Genomic DNA, 25594 nt, shown 5'->3' on the forward strand with positions numbered 1-25594 from the left:
CGCACAGACAGGACCATAGGGAACCATGACGCGTAAGCAGCGGCGCTTGGTGATGATCGGCGGTTCGCTGGCGGTGCTCGCGGTGGCGGCCGCGCTGGTGCTCAGCGCCTTGCGCGATTCCATCGTGTTCTTCTCCACGCCCTCGATGGTTGCGGAAAAGCATATCTCCGCCGGGAAGCGGTTCCGCCTCGGTGGGCTGGTGCAGCCCGGCTCGCTCAAACGCGGCGACAACCTCGCGGTGACGTTTGAGGTGGCCGACGGCAGCGCCACGCTGCCGGTCGCCTACAAGGGAATCCTGCCGGACCTGTTCCGCGAAGGGCAGGGCGTCGTCGCCGAGGGCGCGCTGGATCAATCCGGTGTGTTCCGCGCCGACACCGTGCTCGCAAAGCATGACGAGACCTACATGCCCAAGGAGGTCGCCGACGCCCTGAAGAAGCAGGGCCACTGGAAGGACGATTACGGCAAGCCCAGCGCCTCGGCCGAGCCGCAGCCGGTGCAGGGGGCGATGCGTTGATCGCGGAAGCCGGACATTACGCGCTGGTGCTGGCGCTTGGGCTGGCGCTGATCCAGTCGATTGTGCCGATGCTCGGCGCGCGCTGGGGCGATGTCGCGCTGATGAACGTCGCGCGCTCCACCGCGCTCGCGCAGCTCCTGTTCGCGGGTGCCTCGTTCACCGCGCTGGTGATGCTGCACGTGACCTCGGATTTCTCCGTCGTCAACGTGTTCGAGAACTCGCACTCGATGAAGCCGCTGATCTACAAGATCACCGGCGTCTGGGGTAACCACGAGGGATCGATGCTGCTCTGGGTGTCGATCCTGGCGCTGTTCGGCGGCCTCGTCGCCGCCTTCGGCAACAACCTGCCGCTGACCCTGCGCGCGCATGTGCTCGCGGTGCAGGCCTGGATCGCAAGCGCCTTCTATCTCTTCATCCTGCTCACCTCGAATCCGTTCCTGCGCATTGCCAATCCGCCGATCGAGGGCAGGGATCTGAACCCGGTGCTGCAGGATATCGGCCTCGCCGTGCATCCGCCGATGCTCTATCTCGGCTATGTCGGCTTCTCGATCTCGTTCTCCTTCGCGGTCGCCGCCCTGATCGAGGGCCGCATCGATGCCGCCTGGGCGCGCTGGGTGCGGCCGTGGACGCTGCTGGCCTGGATCTTCCTTACGCTCGGCATCGCGATGGGCTCGTACTGGGCCTATTACGAGCTCGGTTGGGGCGGCTGGTGGTTCTGGGATCCCGTCGAGAACGCCTCGCTGATGCCCTGGCTCGCCGGCACGGCGCTGTTGCATTCGGCGGTCGTGATGGAGAAGCGCAACGCGCTGAAGGTCTGGACTATCCTGCTGTCGATCCTGACCTTCTCGCTGTCCTTGCTCGGTACCTTCCTGGTGCGCTCCGGCGTCCTGACTTCGGTGCACGCCTTTGCGACCGATCCGACGCGCGGGGTGTTCATCCTCTTGATCCTCTGCCTCTTCATCGGCGGCAGCCTGTCGCTCTATGCGGCCCGGGCCGCATCGTTGAAGCAGGGCGGCCTGTTCGCGCCGATCTCGCGCGAGGGCGCGCTGGTGCTCAACAACCTGTTCCTGACCACGGCCTGCGCGACGGTGTTCATCGGCACGCTCTATCCGCTGGCGCTCGAGGTCCTGACCGGCGACAAGATCTCGGTCGGCGCGCCGTTCTTCAACCTGACCTTCGGGCCGCTGTTCGTGCCATTGATGATCGCCGTGCCGTTCGGCCCCTTGCTGGCCTGGAAGCGCGGCGACCTGCTTGGCGCCGCTCAGCGCCTGACCGCGGCCGGGATCGTCGCGCTGATTGCGATCGCGGTGCTGTGGGCCTGGACGCGCGGCGGTGCCAGCTTCGCGCCGCTCGCGATCGGGCTTGCGGTATTCGTCGTCGCTGGGGCGCTCACCGACCTCGCCGAGCGTATCGGGCTGTTCCGGCTTCCGTTCGGCACCTCCGTGCAGCGGGCGCGCGGCCTGCCGCGGGCGGTGTGGGGCACGGCGTTCGCCCATGCCGGCGTCGGTATCGCCCTGATCGGGATCGTCTGCGAGACCACCTGGAACAGCGAATATATCGGCACCATGAAGCCGGGCGACTCCGCGAAAGTCGCCGGCTACGAATTGAAGCTCGACGATATCGGCCAGCGCCAGGGACCGAATTTCCGCGAGATGGTGGCGAGGTTCACGGTCGGCCTCGACGGCAAGACGCTCAGCGTCATGACGCCGTCGAAGCGCAATTTCACCACGCGCGGTGCGTCCACCACCGAGGCCGCGCTGCTGACGCGCGGGGTGAGCCAGCTCTATATCTCGCTCGGCGATATCGCCGCCGACGGCGGCATCGCGGTGCGCATCTATCACAAGCCCATGGTGCTCTTGATCTGGTTCGGCCCGGTGCTGATGGCCTTTGGCGGCTTCTTGTCGCTGTCCGACCGGCGCCTGCGCGTCGGTGCGCCCAAGCCGGCCAAGGCCGCGCGCGCATTGCAGGCGGCGGAGTGATGCGGAGGGCGCTTGCAGCTTGTGTGCTGGCGTTCGCCGTGTCGTTCGGCGCACCGGCGGCGTTCGCCGTGCAGCCTGACGAGATCATGGCCGATCCCGCCAAGGAAGCGCGGGCGCGGGAGCTGTCGCGCGAACTGCGTTGCATGGTGTGCCAGAACCAGTCGATCGACGATTCCGAGGCGCCGCTGGCGCGCGACCTGCGCATCCTGGTCCGCGAGCGGATCGCGGCCGGCGACAGCGATCGGCAGGTGATCGATTTCCTGGTGGCGCGCTACGGTGAATTCGTCCTGCTGAAGCCGCGCTTCAATCCGCATACGCTGCTGCTCTGGCTGGTCCCGCCGCTAGTCCTGGTCGGAGGCGGCGTGGCGCTTTGGCTGTTTGGCCGCCGCCGGCCAGTTGCCCCGGCGGGCGCCACAACCGGCGCCCATCTCACTCCTGAGGAGGAGAGCCGGCTGGCTGCGCTGATGTCGGAGGAAGCGCCGGAAAGGCGTGGCTGATCTACGTACTGTTACGTAGGTCCATAGGCGTCGGCATCAATTGCGGCATTCATCCAATCTTGACCTTTTGTGTGGAACTTTGCCTCGCCCTTCCTCCAGAGCATGATCCGGAAAAGTGGGTACCGGTTGTCCGAGAGGATCACGTTCACAAAACGATGAGCGTGATGATGCTTTGTCGTAACGCTCTTGAGCAAGCCGATGTTTTCCAACAGCAATCTGACTATCCGCTTCCTTGTCGCATCCGTTGTCATTGCGCTTCTGGTGCTGCTTGGGATCGGCGGCGGTACGGGCTTCATCGCCGTGCTCTACCTCAACAACGAGATCACGGCGCTTGCCGCTGAGTTCAAATCGCTGAGCGGCCCGGGCCGCGAGCATGCCATGCAGATCTATCAGGAGGCGCAGACCGCGTTCTCCTACTTCCTTATTGCCTGCGGTGCGATCGCCGTGATCGCGCTTACGGTTTGCCTGACCACCTACTTCGCGGTTCGGGACGGCGTCATGCGGCCGCTGGCTGGCATGGTGCATGCGATGCGCGAGGTGGCCGAGCAGAAGTACGAGACGCCGATTCCGGGTCTCGGCAGGAGCAATGAAATCGGGCTGCTCGCCGGCGCGCTCGAAGTGTTCAAGACCAACGGGATCGAACGCCAGCGGCTGACCGACCAGGAACTGCGCGACGCCCACAACCAGCGCGAGCGGACTCGCTATCTCGACGAGAAGATCCGCGACTTCAACGGCCTCGTCGCCAATGTCGTCGGCAGCGTTGCCGCATCGGCCGTCCGCCTCAGGAGCAACGCCGAAACGCTGTCGCGCGCCGCCAACGAGACCAGCCAGAAGGCGAGCGCGGTTGCCAGCGCAGCCGGCCAGGCCAGCACCAGCGTCCAGACGGTGGCGACATCAGCGGAGCAGATGACGACCTCGATCGCGGCGATCAGCCAGCGCGTCACCGACGCCACCCAGCGTGCCGAAGGGGCGGTGGCGCAGGCACGCCAGAGCGCCGACACCATCCACGCGCTCTCGGACGCGGCCGAGAAGATCGGGGCCGTCGTGCAATTGATCCAGACGGTTGCCTCGCAGACCAACCTGTTGGCGCTCAACGCCACCATCGAAGCCGCGCGGGCCGGCGAGGCCGGCAAGGGATTTGCGGTGGTCGCCTCCGAGGTGAAGAACCTGGCCAGCCAGACCAGCAAGGCGACCGAGGAGATCTCGCAGCAGGTCACGAGCATCCAGGCGATCACGGCGGAAACGCGCGGCGCCATCGATGGGATATCGAACACGATCGCCGAAATCAGCTCGATCATGTCGGGCATCGACGTCGACACCGCACGCCAGCGCAACGCCACCCAGGACATCTCCAGGAGCGTCCAGGACGCGGCGAGGGGAACCATGGACGTCACCAACCACATCGTGCAGATCACCACGACGTCGTCCGACACCGGCCGCATGGCCGGCGAGGCCAAGGATTCCGCGGTCGACCTGTCGCAGCAGGCCGACATCCTCAAGCGCGAGGTCGACGGTTTCATTGCCAGCGTCAGGGCAGTCTGACGGCTCGCGATTTTGCGACCTGGAACCTGCGGGCGGGACTTGCCGCGAGCTCCTGCAGCTCGCGACTAACCCATTGGGGGAGCTGCGATATTCTGCCGCACCAGGTCTCGTCTCTATTACAAAAGTTTAATTCCGCAGCCAGCGCGCCGTAAGGCTGACGCCCCCATGTTTAGACACGTCCGGTGCTTGCCCCCGCACCTTTCGAGTTCTGGCTCTTGGAGATTTTTAGAATGACCGAACGACCCACCGATCTTTCGTCTCTGCCGTCTTACGGCACGCCACGCCGTTCGCTGTTCTCGGCCCGCAGATTTGCGTTGATGGCTTCGGTCGTCGCCGGCCTCGGCGTCGCCGGCTATGGTTTGAGCCCGCAGCACACGCCGAGCGATCTGTTCGCCAGCCCGGCGCAGGCGCAGGTCAACAACGAGGTCCGCAAGGTTCAGCAGCCGGTCGGCTTTGCCGATATTGTCGAGCGCGTGAAGCCGTCGGTGATTTCGGTCAAGGTCAATATCGGCGAGAAGCTCGCCAAGGACGACAGCAACGAGGACTCGCCGTTCCCGCCGGGCTCGCCGATGGAGCGTTTCTTCCGTCGCTTCGGTGGACAGGATGGGCTCCCCCCGGGCATGCGCGGCGGACCGCGTGGCCATGGCATCGTGACCGGCCAGGGTTCGGGTTTCTTCATTTCGGCTGACGGCTTTGCGGTGACCAACAACCACGTCGTTGACGGCGCCGACAAGGTCGAGGTCACGACCGATGACGGCAAGACCTATTCGGCCAAGGTGATCGGCACCGATCCGCGTACCGACCTCGCGCTAGTCAAGGTCGAGGGTGGTTCCAACTTCCCGTTCGCCAAGCTGTCCGACACCAAGCCGCGGATCGGCGACTGGGTGCTGGCGGTCGGCAACCCCTTCGGGCTCGGCGGCACGGTTACCGCCGGTATCGTCTCGGCCTCCGGCCGCGACATCGGCAACGGCCCGTATGACGATTTCATCCAGATCGACGCGCCCGTGAACAAGGGCAACTCCGGTGGCCCGGCGTTCGACGTGTCCGGTGAGGTGATGGGCGTCAACACCGCGATCTACTCGCCCTCCGGCGGCAGCGTCGGCATCGCCTTCTCGATCCCGGCCGCGACGGTGAAGAGCGTCGTCGCCCAGCTCAAGGACAAGGGCACGGTCAGCCGCGGCTGGATCGGCGTCCAGATCCAGCCGGTGACCTCCGACATCGCCGACAGCCTCGGCATGAAGAAGGCCGAAGGCGCGCTGGTGGCGGAGCCCCAGGCCAACGGTCCGGCGGCCAAGGCCGGCATCGAGTCCGGCGACGTCATCACCGCCGTCAACGGCGAAACGGTCAAGGATGCGCGCGAGCTCGCCCGCACCATCGGCGGCCTGGCGCCAGGCAATGCGGTGAAGCTCAACGTCCTGCACAAGGGCACGGAGAAGACCGTCAACCTCACGCTCGGCCAGTTGCCGAACACGGTTGAGGCCAAGGCCGATAACGACAACGGCGATCGCGGCTCTTCTTCCCGCGGCACCGATGTGCCGAAGCTCGGCCTGACGGTGGCCCCCGCCAACAGCGTGGCCGGCGCCGGCAAGGACGGCGTCGTCGTGACCGAGGTCGACCCGAAGAGCGCCGCGGCCGAGCGCGGCTTCAAGGAAGGCGACGTCATTCTTGAAGTCGCCGGCAAGAACGTCACCAGCGCCGGTGATGTGCGCGATGCGATCACCTCCGCACGGAACGACAACAAGAACAGCGTTTTGATGCGTGTAAAGAGCGGCGGTTCGTCGCGCTTTGTGGCAGTCCCGCTGGCGAAGGGTTAAATAGGAGATGGAAGGCGTCGCCGGCAATCGTCGCCCCCGCCGACGGCCCTTCCTGGGGAGCGAGCCTCAACGCTCGCCCCCTCTTGCTACCTTCCGGTGGAATGCGCCCCCCTCCGTCGGAAGGCCTAGGGCGGTGGAGTCCCCCAGCTTCACCGCCCACTCTTTCCCCTCCAGCGTGATCCGGAAAAGCGGAAGCCGGTTTTCCGGAAGGATCATGCAAATCAACGCGAACGCGCGCGGCCGTCTTGCATGTGCAGGGCGGCCGCGCCATGCTGAGAGGAAACCAATCCCGTGACCGCCACCGCACCTTTAGCCGCACCCCAGATGCGCCTCCTGATCATCGAAGACGATCGCGAATCCGCCGACTATCTCGTCAAGGCGTTCCGCGAAGTCGGCTATATCGCCGACCTCGCCGACGACGGCGAGGAGGGCCTGTCGATGGCCGAAAGCGGCGACTATGACGTCCTCGTCGTCGACCGCATGCTGCCGAAGCGGGACGGCCTGTCCCTGATCGGAACGCTGCGCGACAAGGGGAACCGTACGCCGGTATTGATCCTCTCTGCGCTCGGCCAGGTCGACGACCGCATCAAGGGCTTGCGCGCCGGCGGCGACGACTACCTGCCGAAACCCTATTCATTCGCCGAACTGCTGGCGCGCGTCGAAGTCCTGTCGCGCCGCAATGTCGGCCCGGCGGAAGAGACGGTCTATCGGGTCGGCGATCTCGAGCTCGACCGCCTGTCGCACCGCGTCGCCCGCGGCAAGGACGAGCTGACGCTGCAGCCGCGCGAATTCCGCCTGCTCGAATATCTGATGAAGCATGCAGGGCAGGTGGTGACGCGCACCATGCTGCTCGAGAATGTCTGGGACTATCACTTCGATCCGCAGACCAACGTCATCGACGTGCACATCTCGCGCCTGCGCTCCAAGATCGACAAGGGCTTCGAGCGGCCCTTGCTGCACACGATCCGCGGGGCAGGGTACATGATCCGCGACGGGATACGGTAGCTGAGTCCGAAAGACGTAGCTGCATCGGTGCTTGGGAGCATCGGATCGCAACGCGCAACAGCAACATCTTGGGTAGCATCATCCGTGACGGCATTCGGTAAACTGATCCGCACCACGGCGTTCCGGCTGACGCTGGTCTATCTGTTCTTGTTTGCGCTGTTCGCCGCCTCGCTGCTCGGCTATTTCGCGTGGAATACGCGCCGGCTGATCACCGAGCAGATCACCTCCACGGTCAATGCCGAGGTCGGCGAAGTCACCGAGATCTACAACCGGCGTGGCCTGCGCGGCCTTGTGTTCACCATCGGCAATCGGGCGCTGCGGCCGGGCGCCAACCTCTATCTCGTGACCGCACCGAACGGGCAGGCGATCGCCGGCAATGTCGGCTCGCTGGCGCCAGGGGTGATGGGAATGCAGGGTTGGACCGAGACGGCCTATCGGCGGCTCGACGACAACGACAACACCGATCACCGCGCGCTGGTGCGGGTCACCGAGATGACCAATGGCTTCCGGCTCTTGATCGGGCGCGACCTCGAGGAGCGGCGGCGGCTGTTCGGCATCGTTGCCAAAGCCGCGCAATGGTCGATCCTGGTCGTGGTCGTGCTCGGCATCGGCGGCGGCATCTTCGTCGCGCGGCGGGTGCTGCAGCGGATCGATGCCATGACCGGCACCGCCCAGCGCATCATGGCCGGCGATCTCTCCGATCGCCTGCCGGTCGGCCGCAGCGGCGACGAGCTCGATCGTCTCGCCGAGAACCTCAACGCCATGCTGGAGCGCATCGAGGCGCTGATGACGGGGCTGAAGGAGGTCTCCGACAACATAGCCCACGACCTCAAGACCCCGCTGACGCGCCTTCGCAACCGCGCCGAGGAGGCGTTGGCGCGCGCCAGGAGCGAGGCCGATTACCGGGCGGCGCTGGAGCGCACCATCGAGGAATCCGATGGCCTGATCCGTACCTTCAATGCACTCTTGATGATCGCACGGGCTGAGTCAGGTCAGGCGCGCGGCAACATGGATGATTTCGACGCGGCCGATGTCGCCGCCGGCATCCATGAGCTCTATGAGCCGCTCGCCGAGGACGACGGCATGAGCCTGCATGTGAAGACCGCGCCCAGCGCGATGCACGGCAACCGTGAATTGATCAGCCAGGCGCTCGCCAACCTCGTCGAGAACGCGATCAAATATGGCAAGCCGGTCGTGCAGCCGATCGACCCGGAGGCGGCCGCCGCAGCCAAGGAGATCCTGATCGAGGCGCGGCGCGAGGCCGACTCCGTGCTGCTCAGCGTCACCGATCATGGTCCGGGCATTCCCGAGGCCGATCGCAAGCACGCGGTGGAACGATTCGTCCGGCTCGAGGCGAGCCGCACGCTGCCGGGTTCCGGGCTTGGGCTCAGCCTCGCCGCGGCGGTCGCGACACTGCACGGCGGCGAGCTCAGGCTCGGCGACGCCCATCCCGGGCTGGTTGCGACGCTGGTGCTGCCGGCGCGTGCCGGCGCGGCTGACAGGCTTGCGGCCCAAACGCAGGATGTGCCACAGAAGGCGGCATGAACGCTTCCGCGCCGGGCTCCGCGGGACATCGTCTGGCCGCGCGGTTCGCGGACGGACCGTATGTGTCCGCGCCCATCCAAGCCGAACAGCGCCTGACAGACTGGCTCGCCGAACTCGAGCCGGCGCAATCGGCCGCGCTCGATGAACTGCTCGGCTACCCCTTCGCCAAGCGCATCCTGCTCGGCATTGCGGAATGCTCGCCGTTCCTGTTCGAGCTCGTGCGCGCCGATCCGGCGCGGCTGATCCGGCTGCTCTCCTGCGACGCGGAGCCGCATCTGGCCGACCTGATCGACAAGACCTCGCACGACGTGTTCGCCGCCTCAGGCGAGGCCGAAGTGATGCAACTGCTCCGCCGCATGAAGGCGGAGGCGGCGCTCCTGATCGCGCTTTGCGACATTGGCGGCGTGTGGCCGGTCACACGGGTCACCGCCGCGCTGACCGACCTTGCGGTCGCGTCCGTGCAGTCGGCGCTGCGCTACCTGCTGCGCCAGGAGATGGCGCGCGGCCGCCTCCATGCGCCCGACCCCGACCGTCCCGAAGAGGGCAGCGGGTTGATCGTGCTCGCGATGGGCAAGATGGGCGCGGGCGAGCTGAACTATTCCAGCGATATCGATCTCATCGTCTTCTACGATCCGGCTGCGACCTCGCTGGCCGAGGATATCGAACCACAGCCGTTCTTCGTCCGCGTCACCCAATCGATGGCGCGCCTGCTGCAGCAGCGCTCCGGCGACGGCTATGTGTTCCGCGTCGACCTGCGGCTGCGGCCCGATCCGGCGTCGACGCAGGTCGCGATATCGACCGATTCGGCCCTGAACTATTACGCGCGGGAAGGGCGGACCTGGGAACGCGCCGCGATGATCAAGGCGCGCCCGTGCGCCGGCGACAGCAGGGCGGGCGAGGCGCTGCTTGCGGAAATCGCCCCCTTCGTCTGGCGCAAGCATCTGGACTTCGCCGCGCTTGCCGATGTCCACGACATGAAGCGGCAGATGCAGACCTACCGCGGCCAGAGCGAGATCTCGGTCGAGGGCCACAACGTCAAGGTCGGCCGCGGCGGCATCCGCGAGATCGAGTTCTTCGCCCAGACCCAGCAGTTGATCGCGGGCGGGCGGCATCCGGAATTGCGGGTGCGGCCGACGCTCGAGGCGCTCGCGATGCTGGCCTCCAGCAACTGGATCACCTTTGAGGCGCGTGACGAGCTCACCGCGGCCTATCAGTTCCTGCGCCGCGTCGAGCATCGTCTGCAGATGATCGCCGACGAGCAGACGCACACGCTGCCGGAAGATCCCGCGGCGATCGAGCGCTTTGCTCATTTCCTCGGCTATACGAGCAGGGCCACCTTTGCGATGGAATTGCTCGCGCATCTCAACATCGTGCAGGGCCATTACGCCAAGCTTTTCGAGGGCGACGAGCCGACCGGCACGGCAAAGCTGCCGAAGCTGAACTACGGCGCCGGCCCCGAAGACCAGCGGCTGCTCGAGCATCTCGTCAGTCTCGGCTTCGAGAAGCCGGTCGCGGTCGCAAAGACCGTGCAGCAATGGATCGAAGGCGACTATCGCGCGCTGCGCGTGGAGGCGACGCGCAACGCTTTCCTCGAGTTCATTCCGGGCCTGATCGACGGGCTCGCGCATGCCGAGGAGCCGGACGCTGCGGTTGTGGCGTTCGACCGTTTCCTCGGGGCGCTGCAGCGGGGCGGGCGGCTGATCACGCTGCTGAGCCAGAACCGCGACCTGGTCGCACTGGTGGCGCTGATCCTCGGCGCCGCGCCGCGGCTCGGCGACATGCTGGCGCGGCAGCCGCAGATCATGGACGGGCTGATCGATCCGCGCTTCTTCGGCGCGATGCCGGACCAGCGCGAATTGTCCGAGCGGCTCGCGATCACGCTCAAGGACGCCGGCTCCTACGAGGACTTCCTCGATCGCCTGCGGCTGTTCGGCCAGGAAAGCCTGTTCCTGATCGGCACGCGGATCCTCTCCGGCACGGTGTCGGCGCAGCAGGCGAGCGTCGCCTTCGCCGACGTCGCGGAAGGCATCGTGCACACCGTGCATGGTCTCGTCACCGACCAGTTCGCTACGCAATACGGCCGCATCAACGACCAGGAGACCGCGATCCTCGCCATGGGCCGGCTCGGCAGCCGCGAGATGACGGCGTCCTCCGATCTCGACCTGATCCTGCTCTACGACTACGACCACGAGCGCCCGGACTCCGACGGCGACCGCGCGCTGCATGGCGCGCAGTATTTTGCCCGCTTCACCCAGCGCCTGATCTCCGCCTTCACGACACGGACCAATTACGGCGTGCTCTACGAGGTCGACATGCGGCTGCGCCCATCGGGCCGCGCCGGCCCGCTGGCATCACGGCTCGATTCCTTCGCCGAATATCAGGAGCGCGAGGCCTGGACCTGGGAGCACATGGCGCTGACGCGGGCGCGCGTGATCTCGTCATCGCCGGCGTTCCGCGAGAAGATCGAAGACATCATCCGCCGCGTGCTGACGCGCAAGCGCGATGCGGGCAAAACCGCCAACGACGTCGTCGAGATGCGCCGCGCGATCGCGCTTGAGAAGGGCGAGGACGACATCTGGGACCTGAAGCTCGCCGCCGGCGGCCTCATCGACATCGATTTCATCGCGCAATATCTGCAACTCGCGCACGCCGCCGAGAAGCCGGACATTCTCAGCGTCTCCACATTGCAGGTGCTCGACAACGCCGCAAAGCTCGGCGTGCTCGGCCAGTCGGAAGCCGAAGTGCTGCGCTCGGCCGCGCGGCTCTATCACGACCTCACGCAGATCCTGCGCCTTTGCGTGATTGGCAAATTCAATCCCGAAACCGCCGGTGACGATCTGCTACGCGTGATGGCGCGCGCAGGCGACACGCCGGATTTCTCCGCCCTCGAAGCCGGCGTGCGCGAGACGCAGAGCGAAGTCCGCCGCGTGTTCAACGCGATCGTCGGCGGACGTTAGGCGCGGCGCCGATCGCTACAAATTCGGTGTCGTCGCGGGCTTGACCCGGGACCCATAATCACAGGCGCTTGTAATGTGCTCCGCCGCAACCGCTTGCGCGCGCCACAACCCGATCCTGTGGTTATGGGTCCCGGCGTTCGCCGGGACGACAGCGCCGTAGGTGGGCAAAGCGACGCGTGCCCACCATTCAGTGTTGTGGCCTATGCCTTCTTCAACTTCTTGAGCGCCTCGTGGACGTACGGATCAAGCCCAGCGCCGCCGGCGTCGAGATGGGCGAAGATCGCCTTCCGCATCCGCGGGTCCCAGAATTTCTTGATATGCTCGGCGATGCCCGGCACCGCGCGCTCGTGCCCCTGGTTCTGGAAGAACTTGCCGATCTGGTTGGCCATGTAAATCAGTCGGTCAGGCGACATGGATGGCTTTCCTGCTATCGGCGTGGGGAACGATCCGCTCCGCATGTGTGAACACTTCGAACCCGTCGGCGCGTGCGATCGCCGCGAGCGTGATGCCGGCGGCGTCGGCCATGCGCACGGCAAGCGCTGTCGGCGCCGACACCGCGACCATAAGCGGCGCGCCGATGGTCGCCGTCTTCTGCACCATCTCGACCGAGACGCGGCTCGTCAACAGCACCATGCCGTCGCTGGTAGGCACTTTGGCCTGCGCCAGCGCACCGGCGAGCTTGTCGAGCGCATTGTGACGGCCGACATCCTCGCGCAGCGCGACAATGCCGCGCGCCGGCGTCCAGAACGCCGCGGCATGCACTGCGCGTGTCCTGAGGTTGATCGCCTGCAGCGGGGCGATCGCGGCCATCGCGGCCATGATCTCGCGCGGCGAGAAACTGCGGCCCTTCGGCACGATTGCCGCCGGACGAACCGCTTCGGCGATCGAGTCGATGCCGCAGAGGCCGCAGCCGGTCGGGCCCGCGATATGCCGCCGCCGCTCATTGATCAGCGCGGCCTTTTCGGGCGCCAGCCACATCCGCAGCTCGATGCCGTCGTCGAGCTCGATGACGTCGAGCGTCTCGATCTCCTCGGCGGATTGAACAACGCCTTCGCTGAGGCTGAAGCCCACGGCAAAATCGCGCAGGTCCTGCGGCGTGCCCATCATCACGGCGTAGGTGCCGCCATTATAGGTCAGCGCCAGCGCCGTCTCCTCGGGGATCTGGCGCGTGCCTTCGCTGAGGCTGCCGTCGCGCCAGACCTGCCGCTTCGCGCTGGTGACGGGATCGTGCATCCTCACTCCGCGGCTTCCACGACCGGCGCGATCCGGCGTGAATGCTTCGCCTGCGCCTCATAGGCCTTCTGCCAGTCGGACGGACCATTCGACGGCGAGACCTGCACGGCGGTGACCTTGTATTCCGGACAATTCGTGGCCCAGTCCGAATAGTCGGTCGTGATCACATTGGCCTGCGTGTCCGGATGATGGAACGTGGTGTAAACCACGCCCGGCGCGACACGATCGGTGATGAGCGCGCGCAGCGTGGTCTCGCCGGCGCGGCTCTTGAGGCGCACCCAATCGCCATCGCGCACGCCGCGCTGCTCGGCATCATGCGGATGGATCTCGAGCCGGTCCTCGCTGTGCCAGACCACATTCTCTGTACGGCGGGTCTGCGCGCCGACATTGTACTGGCTGAGGATGCGCCCCGTCGTGAGCAACAGCGGGAAACGCGGGCCGGTACGCTCGTCGGTGGCGAGATATTCGGTGACGATGAACTTGCCCTTGCCGCGGACGAAACCGCCGATATGCATCACCGGCGTGCCCTCGGGCGCCTTCTCGTTGCAGGGCCACTGCACCGAGCCGAGCTCGTCGAGCTTGACGTAGGAGACGCCGGCGAAGGTCGGGGTCAGCGCCGCGATCTCGTCCATGATCTCGGAGGGGTGGTTGTAGTTCATCTCGAAGCCCATCGCCTTGGCGAGTGCGATCGTCACTTCCCAGTCGGCTAGGCCGTTCTTCGGCGTCATCACCTTGCGCACGCGCTGGATACGACGCTCGGCATTGGTGAAGGTTCCATCCTTCTCCAGGAAACTCGAGCCCGGCAGGAACACATGCGCGTAATTCGCGGTCTCGTTCAGGAACAGGTCGTGCACGATCACGCATTCCATTGCCGACAGCGCCGCCACCACGTGGGAGGTGTTGGGATCGGACTGCAGGATGTCCTCGCCCTGCACATAGAGGCCCATGAAGGTGCCTTCGATCGCGGCGTCGAACATGTTGGGGATGCGCAGGCCCGGCTCCGGGTTGAGCTTGACGTTCCACATCGCCTCGAACTGGTCACGCACCGCATCCGTCGAGATGTGGCGATAGCCCGGCAGTTCGTGTGGGAACGAGCCCATGTCGCAGGAGCCCTGCACGTTGTTCTGGCCGCGCAGCGGGTTCACGCCGACGCCAGGGCGGCCGATATTGCCGGTTACCATCGCGAGGTTGGCGATCGCGATCACCGTGGTCGAGCCCTGGCTGTGCTCGGTGACGCCGAGCCCGTAATAGATCGCGCCGTTGCCGCCGGTAGCGTAAATGCGCGCGGCCTCGCGCAGATCCTTCGGATCGACGCCGGTCAGGATCGCGGTGGCTTCGGGGCTGTTGTTCGGCTGCGCGACGAACGCCGCCCATTCCTCGAACTCGCTCCAGTCGCAGCGCTCGCGCACGAAGGCTTCGTTGACGAGGCCCTCGGTGACGATGACATGCGCTAGCGCGGTCATCACAGCGACGTTGGTGCCCGGCATCAACGGCAGATGCAGCGCCTCGAGGTGAGGGGACTCCACCATCTCGGTGCGACGCGGATCGATCACGATCAGTTTTGCCCCTTGCCGCAGCCGCTTCTTTAAGCGCGAGGCGAACACGGGGTGGGCAGAGGCCGGGTTGGCGCCGATCACGATCACGACATCGGTCTCTTCGACCGAATCGAAGTCCTGCGTGCCGGCCGAGGTGCCGAAGGTTTGCGACAGGCCATAGCCGGTCGGCGAGTGGCAGACCCGGGCGCAGGTATCGACATTGTTGTTGCCGAAGCCGCCGCGGATCAGCTTCTGCACCAGATAGGTCTCTTCGTTGGTGCAGCGGGACGACGTGATGCCGCCGACCGCGTCGCGGCCGTATTTCTGCTGGATCGCCTTGAACTTCGCGGCGGCAAACGAGAACGCTTCGTCCCACGACACTTCGCGCCAGGGATCCTTGATCCGCTCGCGGATCATCGGCTTCAGGATGCGTTCCTTGTGGTTGGTATAACCCCAGGCAAAGCGTCCCTTGACGCAGGAGTGTCCGCGATTGGCCTTGCCGTCCTTGTACGGCACCATGCGCACCACTTCCTCGCCGCGCATTTCCGCCTTGAAGGCGCAGCCGACGCCGCAATAGGCACAGGTGGTCACCACGGAATGCTCGGGCTGGCCGATCTCGATCACCGATTTTTCCGTCAGCGTCGCGGTCGGGCAGGCCTGCACGCAGGCGCCGCAGGAGACGCATTCGGAGCCGAGGAAGCTTTCGCTCATGCCCGGCGAGACGCGGCTGTCGAAGCCGCGGCCGGCAATCGTCAGTGCGAAGGTGCCTTGCACCTCCTCGCAGGCGCGGACGCAGCGCGAGCAGACGATGCATTTTGAGGGATCGTAGGTGAAGTAGGGATTGGACTCGTCCTTCGGCATCCAGGCCGGATTGACCGCGCCAGCGGACTTGGCGAACACATGGTTGTCGCCCTCATAGCCGTAGCGCACGTCGCGCAAGCCGACTGCGCCTGCCATGTCCTGCAATTCGCAATCGCCATTGGCGGCGCAGGTCAGGCAGTCCAGCGGATGGTCGGAGATGTAGAGCTCCATCACGCCCTTGCGCAGCTTCTTCAGCCGCTCGCTCTGGGTATGCACGACCAGCCCTGGCGCCACCGGCGTGGTGCAGGACGCTGGCGTGCCCGTGCGTCCCTCGATCTCGACCAGGCACAAGCGGCAGGAGCCGAAGGCGTCGACCATGTCGGTCGCGCACAGCTTCGGGATCTGGTGACCTGCTTCCATCGCCGCGCGCATGATGGAGGTGCCCTCGGGCACCGTAATGGGCTTGCCGTCGATGGTCAGCGTGACCATGGTCTCCGATTTGGAGCGCGGCGTGCCGAAGTCGATTTCCTCGATCAATGACATGGCGATTTTCCTATTCCGCGGCCTCTAAGCGGGCCGGTGCCGGGCCGAAATCATCCCGGAAATGCCTGAGGGCACTCAGCACGGGGTAGGGCGTGAAGCCGCCGAGCGCGCAGAGCGAGCCGAACTTCATGGTGTTGCAGAGGTCCTCGACGAGGGCGAGGTTTTCGGCCACGCGCTCGCCGCGGATGATCTTCTCGATGGTCTCCACGCCGCGGGTCGAGCCGATCCGGCAAGGCGTGCACTTGCCACAGGATTCGATCGCGCAGAATTCCATCGCAAAGCGCGCTTGCTTGCGCATATCGACACTGTCGTCGAACACGACGATGCCGCCATGGCCGATCAATCCGTCGCGTGCAGCGAAAGCCTCATAGTCGAACGGCGTATCAAAGAGAGCGCGCGGGAAGTAGGCGCCGAGCGGGCCACCCACTTGCACCGCGCGCACCGGACGGCCGGTGAAGGAGCCGCCGCCGATCTCGTCGACAAGTTCGCCGAGCGTGATGCCGAATGCGGTCTCGAACAGGCCGCCATGCTTCACATTGCCGGCAAGCTGGATCGGCATCGTGCCGCGTGAGCGGCCCATGCCAAAATCTGCGTAAGCCTTGGCGCCGTTATCGAGGATGAACGGGATCGCGGCGAACGACAGCACGTTGTTGATCACCGTCGGCCGCCCGAACAGGCCCTTGTGTGCGGGCAGCGGCGGCTTGGCGCGCACGATGCCACGGCGGCCTTCGAGGCTTTCGAGCAGCGAGGTTTCCTCGCCGCAGACATAGGCGCCGGAGCCGACGCGCACCTCGAGATCAAAGCTGTGCGCGGAACCGCCGATGCGAGCGCCGAGATAGCCGGCGCGCTTGGCCGCTGCGATCGCGGCATTCATCGCCTCGACCGCATGTGGATATTCGGAGCGGGTGTAAATGTAGCCCTTGGTGGCGCCGACCGTGATGCCGGCGATCGTCATGCCCTCGATCAGCACGAAGGGGTCGCCTTCCATGATCATGCGGTCTGCGAAGGTGCCGCTGTCGCCTTCGTCGGCATTGCAGACGATGTACTTTCGGTCGGCGCTGGCCTGCGCGACCGTCTTCCACTTGATGCCGGTCGGGAAGCCGGCACCGCCGCGGCCGCGCAGGCCGGAGGTGGTGACGTCGGCTAGGATCTCGTCGGGGGAGAGCGTCAGCGCCCGCTCTAGGCCCCTGTAGCCGCCATGGGCGCGATAGTCCTCGACCGAGCGCGGATCGATCACGCCGCAGCGCGCGAAGGTCAGGCGGGTCTGGCGCTTCAGCCACGGGATATCGTCGGCGATGCCGAGGCGCAGCGGATGCGGCCCGTCGGCGGCCATCGCATTGAGCAGGGAGGTCGCGTCCGCAGCGCTCACCGGTCCGAACGCGACCCGGCCCGCCGCCGTTGCGACTTCGACCATCGGCTCCAGCCAATAGAGCCCGCGCGAGCCGGTCCTGACAATCTCGATCGCGAGGCCGCGCTGCTCGGCGGCGAGCTCCAGCGCCGTCACGACCTCATCGGCGCCAACGGCGACTGCGCCGGCATCGCGGGGGACAAAGAGTCGCATCGTCATCGCTGCGCCTCCTTCACCAGCGCATCGAGGCGCGCTTCGTCGAGCCGGCCGACCATGCGGCCGTCCAGCATCGCTGATGGCGCGGTGGCGCAGAGGCCGAGGCAGTAGATCGGCTCCAGCGTTACGCGCTCATCGGCCGTGGTATTGCCGAGCGCAACGCCGAGCTTGGCTTCGGCGCGCGCGGCCAGCGCATCGCCGCCGGCGGCCTGACAGGCCTCCGCGCGGCAGAGCTTCAGCACATGGCGGCCTGCGGGCGCCTTGCGGAAATCATGGTAGAAGGTGAACACGCCGTGGACTTCGGCACGCGAGAGATTAAGCGCGGAAGCGACCATCGGGATCGCGGGCTCGGGCACGTAGCCGAAGGCCTCCTGCAGCGCGTGCAGGATGACCAGCGTCGCGCCTTCGAGCTTGGCATGCTCGGCGATGATCTCGGCGCCGCGCGCTTCGTTCCAGGGTTCGTAGGCCGACGTCATCCACATCTCTCAAATCGGAGGGTTTTTACTCGCCCCTATGAGAGTTGGAATCGATCTAGATATCAATAAAGCTGTCTCATGCTGCGATCGTGAACAGCGATCGATTTGGATATGAAATCGATCGATATACAAATAGAATTGGTAGCAAAACACCTTGTGCGATACGGCTTTTTCTCGTGTTCGTCGCGGTTGTGATCGTTATATTCGAAGTGGCATGCCAGAGCTGATGAGGCCTTCTTGATCGACAAGCTTGAACTCCTGTTGGCGCTCGCAAAGGAGCGGCATTTCGGCCGCGCGGCGGAGGCGTGCGGCGTCACGCAGCCGACGATGTCGACGAGCCTCAAGCAGCTCGAGGATCTCCTTGGCGTGATGCTGGTGCAACGCGGCTCGCGCTTTCAGGGCTTCACGCCCGAGGGTGAGCGCGCGCTCGATTGGGCGCGCCGTATCGTCGGCGATGCCCGCGCGATGCGGGAGGAGATCAATGGGCTGAAGCACAAGCTTTCCGGCGAGATCCGGATCGCGGCGATCCCGACCGCGCTCGGCATGGTGGCTTCACTGACCACGCCGTTTCGCGCCCGTCATCCGGACGTGCGCTTTCGCATCCAATCCTGCACCTCGTCCGACGTGCTGGGCCTCCTGGAGAACCTCGAGGTCGATGCCGGGCTGACCTATATCGAGAACGAGCCGATCGGCAAGGTTCGCACCATCCGTCTCTATGGCGAGAGCTACCGCTTGCTGACATCGCCCGATGCCATGTTCGGCGATCGCGACACCGTCACATGGAAAGAGGTCGGCCAGGTGCCGCTCTGCCTGCTGACCCCCGACATGCAGAACCGCCGCATCATCGATCGCGCACTTCGTTCGGTCGGCGCGGAAGCAACGCCGACGCTGACGTCGAACTCGCTGCTCGTACTCTACACTCACGTGAAGACCGGACGCTGGGCAAGCGTGATGCCGGCAAAGCTTGCGGAGACACTCGGCCTCGCCGATGCCGTGCGCAGCATTCCGATCGTCGACCCTGTCGTGAACTACAGCATCGGCCTGGTGATCCCGCAGCGCGACCCGATGACGCCCTTGATTGCCGCGCTGGTCCAGGTCGCCCGCGAAGTCGCGCCCACGCTGGAGTCGGTATCTCCCAATCATAGCGCGTGACCCACGTGTCACTACGTTGACGCGCGCGTCACGGCGCGGCCGTCAGGGCGCCTGACCGTCTCCTCCAATTCACATTTCAATCGCCGCTCAATTCAGGCCGTTCTGGCGGCCGAATAGCGGCAGAATGCTGATTTTCCCCAAAGCCCAAGCGATGATTGTCTGAACTGAAATCTCTTCTCGCCTTGCAGCATCGAAGGGAACTTTGCCGACGGCTCGACTGTTGCAATGCTACGCTTGGTTCAAACATCTGGGAGTTCCCGTGAATCGTCGCCAGCTACTGCAAGGCTCGGCAGTGCTGCCGACACTCATGTTGTTTCCCGGAACCGAAGCCGTCGCCGCCGTTCCGTTTGATCCATCCACCGTCCGGGAACTTGCGCGAAGCCTCGCGAGCAAATCGTTCGAGGCGCCCGATGAAAAGCTGCCGTCCGAGCTGAAGGATCTGAACTACGATCAGTATCGCTCGATCCGCTTCATGCCGGAGCGCGCGCTGTGGCGCGCCGAAAAGCTGCCGTTCCAGGCGCAGTTCTTTCATCGGGGCTTCTTCTACAAGAACAAGGTCAGCATCTTCGAAGTCATCGACGGTCAGGCGAGCGAAATCCGTTATCGCAAGGACGACTTCTCGTTCGGCGACAATGTGCCGGCGTTCGCCGCTGATAATCTCGGCTTTGCCGGCTTTCGCATCCACGCGCCGATCAACAGGCCCGACTATTTCGATGAGGTCTGCGTCTTCCTCGGCGCCAGCTATTTCCGTGCCGTAGCCAAAGGTGAAACCTACGGATTGTCGGCGCGGGGATTGTCGATCGACACTGGAGAGGCGAAGGGAGAGGAGTTTCCTTATTTCAAGGCGTTCTGGCTGGAGCGCCCCGCAGCCAACGCGACCTCACTCGTCATCCACGCGCTGCTCGACAGCAAGAGCTGCGCCGCGAGCTACCGCTTCACCTTGCGGCCCGGCGAGACCACGGTGTTCGACGTCGAGATGTCGCTTTATCCGCGGGCCGATCTCGAGCATGCAGGGCTGGCGCCGATGACCAGCATGTTCTTCTTCGGCCCCAACGACCGCAACGATGTCGACGATTTTCGTCCCTCGGTGCACGATTCCGACGGGCTCGCGATTTTCAACGGCAAGGGTGAAAGCCTGTGGCGTCCGCTGAGCAATCCGCGGGATCTTCAGGTCAGCACCTTCCAGGACCTCAATCCGCGCGGATTTGGGTTGATGCAGCGCGAGAAGAGATTCGCCGCCTATGAGGATATCGAGTCGCGTTTCGAGGCTCGCCCGAGCCTCTGGGTCGAACCGATCGGCGATTGGGGCGAGGGCGGCGTCGTGCTGATCGAGATTCCGACCAAGGAGGAAATCCACGATAACATTGCAGCGTTTTGGCGGCCCAAGGCGCCGCTGAAGGCGAAGAGCGAAAACAATTTCACCTATCGCCTGCACTGGGGCCCGGATATGCCGAAGCCTCATTCGCTCGCCCGCTTCGTACGCACCGGTATCGGCGCGCGTGGCGAGGACAGCAAATTGTTCGTGCTGGATCTGGTCGGCGACAACCTGAAGGCAATCGATCCCAGCAGCATCAAGGGCGTCGTGAGCGCCGAGAAGTCCGAGATCACCAACATCGTCACCCAACCGAACCCCGACACGGGTGGGTGGCGGCTCAGTTTCCAATGCGCGGTGAAGAAGGATACGCCCGTCGAGCTTCGGGCATTGCTGGTGCAAGACGATAAACCTCTTTCCGAAGTGTGGGTCTATCGATGGGCTCCGTAGCGACGTCGTCGCCGCTGACGCCGGACGCGCTGGCGGGCGGGTTTCTGCCACGCGAAGATCCGCTCGAGATGATCACATCGGACTTCGCGCGCGCGCCGCAGGCGACGCGGCAGCCTGTACCGGTGGCGTCAAGCATGTGGCGGCGGCGGACGTTTGTCTTTGCAGCCACTATCGCGCTCACCGGCGCCGGCGCGTACGAGATGTACAAGGTGCTCGAAGTCGGGGGCGTGACCGTCCTGGAATGGATGGTGCTCGCGCTGTTCGTGACCTTGCTCGCCTGGATCGGCTTCTCGTTTGCTTCCGCTCTTGCGGGCTTTTTCGTCCTGCTCGGCAGAGGAGGGAACGCGCTGCAAATCGCCGCCAGCGGTTCCTTGCCTGATATCGCGAGCCGGACGGCGGTTCTGCTGCCGACCTATAATGAAAACGAAATCCAGTTGATGGCCCGGCTGCGTGCGATCTACGAGTCCGTCGAGGCGACCGGGCATGGTGAGCATTTCGACTGGTTCGTGCTGAGCGACAGCACCGATCCCGATATCTGGATCGCCGAGGAGCGCGCTTTCCTGAAACTGCGGCAAGCCTGCGGTTCCGATCGGCTCTATTATCGTCACCGCGCCAACAACGTCGCGCGCAAGTCCGGCAACATCGCCGAGTGGGTTTCCCGCTTCGGCAGCGGCTATCAGTTCATGATCGTCCTCGATGCCGACAGCCTGATGACCGGCGAGACGATGGTGCGGATGGTCCATGCGATGGAGGCGAATTCTGCGGCCGCATTGCTGCAGACGCTGCCGATCATCGTCAATGCGCGAAGCCTGTTCAGCCGCCTGCAGCAATTTGCCGGCCGGCTTTACGGGCCGATGATCGCCGCGGGCGTAGCCTGGTGGCACGGCTCCGAAGGCAATTATTGGGGGCACAATGCCATCATCAGGGTGGCGGCGTTCGCCGAGGCGGCCGGGCTGCCGGAGTTGCACGGACGAAAGCCGTTCGGCGGACATATCCTGAGCCACGACTTCGTCGAGGCCGCGCTGATGCGCCGCTCCGGCTGGGGCATCTATATGGCGCCGACGCTCGGCGGCAGTTTCGAGGAAGTGCCGCCTTCGCTATTGGATTTCGCGGCGCGCGACCGGAGGTGGTGCCAGGGAAACCTGCAGCATCTCGCCGTGTTGCCGACGCGCGGACTGCACTGGATTTCGCGCCTGCATTTCATGACCGGGATCGGTTCGTATATCACTGCGCCGCTGTGGTTTACGTTCCTGCTGCTCGGCATACTGATCTCGTTGCAGGCCCGCTTTGTCCGCCCCGAATATTTTCCGAAGGGGTTTGCGCTGTTTCCCAACTGGCCTGCGCAGGACCCCGTGCTCGCGGCCTGGGTGTTCGGCGCCACCATGGCACTTCTGATCGTGCCGAAACTGCTCGGCTTCCTGTTGCTGTTGACGCAGCGGGACACGCGGCGGCGGTTCGGCGGCGCCATTCGCGCTTTCCTCGGTGTCATCGTCGAAGTGCTGATCTCCGCCATGATCGCACCCGCGATGATGGTGTTCCAGTCGATCGCGGTGATCGAGATCCTGATTGGCCGTGATGCCGGATGGCAGACGCAGCGCCGTGACGACGGCTCGGTCGAGCGGCGCGAGCTCTATCGCAAATACGGCGTGCCCACGGCCTTCGGCGTGCTGATGGCCGCGAGCGCCTACGCCGTCTCTCTGCCGCTGCTGTTGTGGATGTCGCCGGTCATCGTCGGGCTGTTGTTTGCCATTCCGATCGGCGCCTATACGGCGAAGCCGCGGATGAAGGCGCTGTTTGCGACACCGGAGGAAGTCGCGCCGCCGGCCGTGCTGGTCCGTGCGAACGAACTGGCGGCATCGCCTTCGGTTGATCGTGGCCGTGCGCTGGTCGAACTGCAACGCGACCCGCAATTCCTGACGCAGCATCTCCGCTCGCTCCCACCACCGGCGCGCCGGCGACCGCAGGAAATCGACCCGCAGCTCGCAACAGCCCGCGCCCGCGTTGAGGCGAGCGACACCTTCGAGCAGGCCGTCGCCTCTCTCACCGCCCGCGAGACGTTGGCGGTGTTGAACGACCGGGCGTTGTTGGAAACAATCCTGAAGTTGGCCCCGGAATGACGGCGTCGCCTGGCCAAGGGCAGTGCCGTAGGGTGGGCAAAGCGCAGCGTGCCCACCATCGCTTGCACCGATCGTAAATGGTGGGCACGCTGCGCTTTGCCCACCCTACGGCAGTGCGAAATCCTTACGCCGCCTCCCGCATCCTCGCCGCAAAGGCGTTGCGTGGCAGGGCGATGCGGACGACGGTGCCGACGCCGAGCTTGGAGCGCAGCTTCATCGAGCCGCCATGCAGGCTGGTCAGCGAGCGTGCGATCGCAAGGCCGAGACCCGAGCCCTGATAGGTCTTGGTGAGCTGGCTCTCGACTTGCTCGAACGGCTTGCCGAGGCGCTGCAGCGAGTCCTGTGCGATGCCGATGCCGGTGTCGGCGATCAGCATCACGATTTGATCGTCCAGCACCTGGCTGCGCACGATCACCCGGCCGCTGTCGGGCGTGAACTTCACCGCATTGGAGAGCAGGTTGACGACGATCTGCTTGATCGCGCGGCGATCGGCCACCACGGGAATCGTGCGTTCGATGTCGGCATCGAGCGTGAGCTGCTTGGCCTGGGCGCGTCCAGACACCACGCGCAGCGATTCCGCGAGCGTCCTCGACAGATCGAGCGGCTCCAAATCGAGCTTCATGCGCCCGGCTTCGATCTTCGACATGTCGAGGATGTCGTTGATGACGTCGAGCAGATATTTGCCGCTGGTGAGGATGTCGTGGCAATATTCCTGATACTTGTCCGAGCCGAGCGCGCCGAACATGCCGCTGCCCATGATCTCGGAGAAGCCGATGATGGCGTTCAGCGGCGTGCGCAGCTCGTGGCTCATATTGGCGAGGAATTTCGACTTGGCGGCGTTGGCTTCCTCGGCGCGGGTCTTCTCCTGCGAATATTTTTCCGCGAGGTCGGCGAGCTCGATCGCCTGCCGCTCGAGCTCGGTCTGCGAACGCTTCAGATCGACGACGGTGGCGCGCAGGCGCAGATCGTTGTCGACGAGCTTCTGCTCGTGGGCCTTGATGCGGGTGATGTCAGTGCCGACCGAGACGTAGCCGCCGTCCTTGGTGCGGCGCTCGGAGATGTGCAGCCACTTCCCGTCGTCGAGCTGCGCCTCGAAGGTGCGCGCGCCCGGCATCGGCACGCCGGCCTCGTGCAACCGCGTGCGGACCTCCGGCATGCTGCCGACCTCGATCACGGTCTCGTAGGAGGTGCCGGGGGCAACGGCCGAATCCGGCAATTTGTGCAGGCGCTGGAAGTGCGAGTTGCAGAGCACGAGGCGGTCCTCGGCATCCCAGAGCACGAAGGCTTCCGGAATGGTCTCGATGGCGTCGCGCAGCCGCAGGTCCGCTTCAACAGTTTTTTCGGCGAGGCTCTTCTGCTCGGTGATGTCGACCGCGATGCCGATCAGGTGCAGGCCGCCATCGGCCGATGCGTGGCTGAGCTCGCAGCGCACGCGCAGCCAGATCCAGTGGCCCTCGGTGTGCTGCATGCGGAACGACTGGTCGATATGGTCGATCTTGCCGGAGATGAGCTGGTCGGCGATGTCGAACAGATCGATGTCGTCCGATTTCACCAGCGCGTTGACCTCGCCGAAGGTCAAAAGGTCGTTGCGGGATTCGAGGCCGAGCAGGGTGAACATCGACTGCGACCAGAAGATGCGACCGCGCGAGAGGTCCCAGTCCCACAGGCCGCAGCGGCCGCGGTTGAGCGCGGTGTCGATTCGGCCGCGGACGGCGTCATTGATGAGATCGCCCTCGCGGGCGCGGGTCGACTGCCAGTGGAAGGCGAAGCCGAGGATGAGCACGACGAAGCCCGTGGTCGCCGAGAGCGTGACCGAGAGCGCGGCGTCCGATCCCCAGATCGGCTCGTTCATCTCCTGGATCACGACCACCTGGCCGGGCAGCGATTTCACCTGAACCGAGATGGCGAGCGCGCTGTCGCCGTTCGGTAGGATCATGTCGGCGAGGATGCCCTGCTGGCTCGGCGCGACGAGCAGTTGCGCGGTGGAGACGATGTCGAACACCCGGTCGTTCTCGCCGAGCCCGTCGATCGGGGTGCGGGCGAGCACGCGATGATCGACGCCGGTGACGATGACATGGCGGCCCCTGGCGATGCCCCAGGACGGAATGAGGTCGGGCAACAGGTTCTGCAACTGCTCGATATTGCCAAGGTGTTCGCGGCGGCTCGAGGTCAGGCGATCGAGCCGCTCGGCGAGGATATCGGAGAGGGCGGAGAGGTCGCGCTTCAGCGCGGCACGCTTCTGCCGGCTCTGGTCGACCACCTGGACGAAGGCGCCGAGGCAGATCGTGATCAGGAAGGCGATGATGAGCGTGGGCACGGCCCGGCGCAACGCAGGCTCAGCGGTCAAGAGCCTGTGGTAGTCTGGTTTCGCGATCGATTGCGCCAATCCCTTGATCGAATCGGATTGAACGCACGCGTTCGCCGCATGCGCACGCGTCATGCCCTAGACCCCCACCGCAATCTGATTTGCCACACAGTTCGGAAGCCAACCCCACGTTGCTCCCGAATCATTATGATTTGAATCCAGTTTTCCCGGCGTGTCGAGAGTCAACGATTCG

Annotated in this window: 17 protein-coding genes; 11 read left to right on the forward strand and 6 right to left on the reverse strand. The window is 65.1% G+C overall.

Annotated features, from left to right (window positions below; genetic code table 11):
- The first annotated feature begins 25 nt into the window (after positions 1–25).
- The 8 genes from ccmE (at position 26) to AC5ZG5_RS17695 (ending at position 11853) form a co-directional block, all read left to right on the forward strand.
- Positions 26–514, forward strand: coding sequence for a cytochrome c maturation protein CcmE (gene ccmE / locus AC5ZG5_RS17660; RefSeq protein WP_130227469.1), 489 nt, complete (start codon positions 26–28; stop codon positions 512–514).
- Positions 511–2493, forward strand: coding sequence for a heme lyase CcmF/NrfE family subunit (locus AC5ZG5_RS17665; protein ID WP_456645065.1), 1983 nt, complete (start codon positions 511–513; stop codon positions 2491–2493). Before ccmE ends, AC5ZG5_RS17665 begins: the two co-directional genes overlap by 4 nt.
- Positions 2493–2990 (forward strand): cytochrome c-type biogenesis protein, encoded by a 498-nt coding sequence (locus AC5ZG5_RS17670; protein ID WP_456645064.1) that lies wholly within the window; start codon positions 2493–2495, stop codon positions 2988–2990. Before AC5ZG5_RS17665 ends, AC5ZG5_RS17670 begins: the two co-directional genes overlap by 1 nt.
- A gap of 198 nt (positions 2991–3188) precedes the next feature.
- A complete protein-coding gene (locus AC5ZG5_RS17675) occupies positions 3189–4532 on the forward strand; it encodes a methyl-accepting chemotaxis protein (RefSeq protein ID WP_456645063.1) in 1344 nt (447 codons plus the stop codon).
- A gap of 230 nt (positions 4533–4762) precedes the next feature.
- Positions 4763–6346, forward strand: coding sequence for a Do family serine endopeptidase (locus AC5ZG5_RS17680; protein WP_456645062.1), 1584 nt, complete (start codon positions 4763–4765; stop codon positions 6344–6346).
- A gap of 324 nt (positions 6347–6670) precedes the next feature.
- On the forward strand, positions 6671–7351 hold the full coding sequence (locus AC5ZG5_RS17685; RefSeq protein ID WP_130227483.1) for a response regulator transcription factor: 681 nt from the start codon (positions 6671–6673) through the stop codon (positions 7349–7351).
- 84 nt (positions 7352–7435) lie between these two features.
- Entirely contained in the window at positions 7436–8896 is a 1461-nt protein-coding gene (locus AC5ZG5_RS17690; RefSeq protein WP_130227473.1) for an ATP-binding protein, read from the forward strand.
- Positions 8893–11853: a bifunctional [glutamine synthetase] adenylyltransferase/[glutamine synthetase]-adenylyl-L-tyrosine phosphorylase gene (locus AC5ZG5_RS17695; RefSeq protein WP_456645061.1), complete on the forward strand. Its 2961-nt coding sequence runs from the start codon at positions 8893–8895 to the stop codon at positions 11851–11853. The genes AC5ZG5_RS17690 and AC5ZG5_RS17695 overlap by 4 nt, the downstream gene beginning before the upstream one ends.
- A 200-nt stretch (positions 11854–12053) precedes the next feature.
- Here AC5ZG5_RS17695 and AC5ZG5_RS17700 read toward each other — a convergent pair whose 3' ends face one another.
- Genes AC5ZG5_RS17700 through AC5ZG5_RS17720 form a run of 5 tightly spaced genes read right to left on the reverse strand, consistent with a single transcriptional unit; the run spans position 12054 to position 18005 of the window.
- Complete coding sequence (locus AC5ZG5_RS17700) at positions 12054–12266, reverse strand: formate dehydrogenase subunit delta (RefSeq protein ID WP_028167971.1); 213 nt, start codon at positions 12264–12266, stop codon at positions 12054–12056.
- The gene (gene fdhD / locus AC5ZG5_RS17705; protein ID WP_028167970.1) at positions 12256–13086 is read right to left on the reverse strand and encodes a formate dehydrogenase accessory sulfurtransferase FdhD; all 831 of its coding nucleotides are present in this window, start codon (positions 13084–13086) and stop codon (positions 12256–12258) included. Before fdhD ends, AC5ZG5_RS17700 begins: the two co-directional genes overlap by 11 nt.
- Before the next feature lie 2 nt (positions 13087–13088).
- Positions 13089–15965: a formate dehydrogenase subunit alpha gene (fdhF, locus tag AC5ZG5_RS17710; RefSeq protein WP_456645060.1), complete on the reverse strand. Its 2877-nt coding sequence runs from the start codon at positions 15963–15965 to the stop codon at positions 13089–13091.
- Between the two features lie 10 nt (positions 15966–15975).
- Positions 15976–17532, reverse strand: coding sequence for a formate dehydrogenase beta subunit (locus AC5ZG5_RS17715; RefSeq protein ID WP_456645059.1), 1557 nt, complete (start codon positions 17530–17532; stop codon positions 15976–15978).
- Positions 17529–18005: a formate dehydrogenase subunit gamma gene (locus AC5ZG5_RS17720; RefSeq protein WP_028167967.1), complete on the reverse strand. Its 477-nt coding sequence runs from the start codon at positions 18003–18005 to the stop codon at positions 17529–17531. The genes AC5ZG5_RS17715 and AC5ZG5_RS17720 overlap by 4 nt, the downstream gene beginning before the upstream one ends.
- A gap of 237 nt (positions 18006–18242) precedes the next feature.
- On the opposite strand from AC5ZG5_RS17720, the gene AC5ZG5_RS17725 reads away from it, so the two are divergent.
- From AC5ZG5_RS17725 to mdoH, 3 genes are all read left to right on the forward strand, one after another.
- A complete protein-coding gene (locus AC5ZG5_RS17725) occupies positions 18243–19157 on the forward strand; it encodes a LysR family transcriptional regulator (protein WP_028167966.1) in 915 nt (304 codons plus the stop codon).
- A gap of 307 nt (positions 19158–19464) precedes the next feature.
- Entirely contained in the window at positions 19465–20919 is a 1455-nt protein-coding gene (locus tag AC5ZG5_RS17730; RefSeq protein WP_130227484.1) for a glucan biosynthesis protein G, read from the forward strand.
- Positions 20907–23036 (forward strand): glucans biosynthesis glucosyltransferase MdoH, encoded by a 2130-nt coding sequence (gene mdoH, locus AC5ZG5_RS17735; RefSeq protein WP_456645058.1) that lies wholly within the window; start codon positions 20907–20909, stop codon positions 23034–23036. The genes AC5ZG5_RS17730 and mdoH overlap by 13 nt, the downstream gene beginning before the upstream one ends.
- Before the next feature lie 124 nt (positions 23037–23160).
- Here mdoH and AC5ZG5_RS17740 read toward each other — a convergent pair whose 3' ends face one another.
- Positions 23161–25476, reverse strand: coding sequence for a sensor histidine kinase (locus AC5ZG5_RS17740; protein ID WP_456645057.1), 2316 nt, complete (start codon positions 25474–25476; stop codon positions 23161–23163).
- Positions 25477–25594: the final 118 nt, after the last annotated feature.

Source organism: Bradyrhizobium sp. Ses1 (assembly GCF_059512365.1).

Coding starts and splice junctions, on each gene's coding strand:
- AC5ZG5_RS17670 (WP_456645064.1), top strand. CDS start 2,493: ATGCGGAGGGCGCTTGCAGCTTGTGTGCTGGCGTTCGCCGTGTCGTTC.
- AC5ZG5_RS17720 (WP_028167967.1), bottom strand. CDS start 18,005: ATGACGTCGGCCTACGAACCCTGGAACGAAGCGCGCGGCGCCGAGATC.
- fdhF (WP_456645060.1), bottom strand. CDS start 15,965: ATGTCATTGATCGAGGAAATCGACTTCGGCACGCCGCGCTCCAAATCG.
- mdoH (WP_456645058.1), top strand. CDS start 20,907: ATGGGCTCCGTAGCGACGTCGTCGCCGCTGACGCCGGACGCGCTGGCG.
- AC5ZG5_RS17700 (WP_028167971.1), bottom strand. CDS start 12,266: ATGTCGCCTGACCGACTGATTTACATGGCCAACCAGATCGGCAAGTTC.
- AC5ZG5_RS17740 (WP_456645057.1), bottom strand. CDS start 25,476: ATGACGCGTGCGCATGCGGCGAACGCGTGCGTTCAATCCGATTCGATC.
- AC5ZG5_RS17730 (WP_130227484.1), top strand. CDS start 19,465: ATGTTGTTTCCCGGAACCGAAGCCGTCGCCGCCGTTCCGTTTGATCCA.
- AC5ZG5_RS17695 (WP_456645061.1), top strand. CDS start 8,893: ATGAACGCTTCCGCGCCGGGCTCCGCGGGACATCGTCTGGCCGCGCGG.
- AC5ZG5_RS17685 (WP_130227483.1), top strand. CDS start 6,671: ATGCGCCTCCTGATCATCGAAGACGATCGCGAATCCGCCGACTATCTC.
- AC5ZG5_RS17715 (WP_456645059.1), bottom strand. CDS start 17,532: ATGACGATGCGACTCTTTGTCCCCCGCGATGCCGGCGCAGTCGCCGTT.
- fdhD (WP_028167970.1), bottom strand. CDS start 13,086: ATGCACGATCCCGTCACCAGCGCGAAGCGGCAGGTCTGGCGCGACGGC.
- ccmE (WP_130227469.1), top strand. CDS start 26: ATGACGCGTAAGCAGCGGCGCTTGGTGATGATCGGCGGTTCGCTGGCG.
- AC5ZG5_RS17680 (WP_456645062.1), top strand. CDS start 4,763: ATGACCGAACGACCCACCGATCTTTCGTCTCTGCCGTCTTACGGCACG.
- AC5ZG5_RS17675 (WP_456645063.1), top strand. CDS start 3,189: ATGTTTTCCAACAGCAATCTGACTATCCGCTTCCTTGTCGCATCCGTT.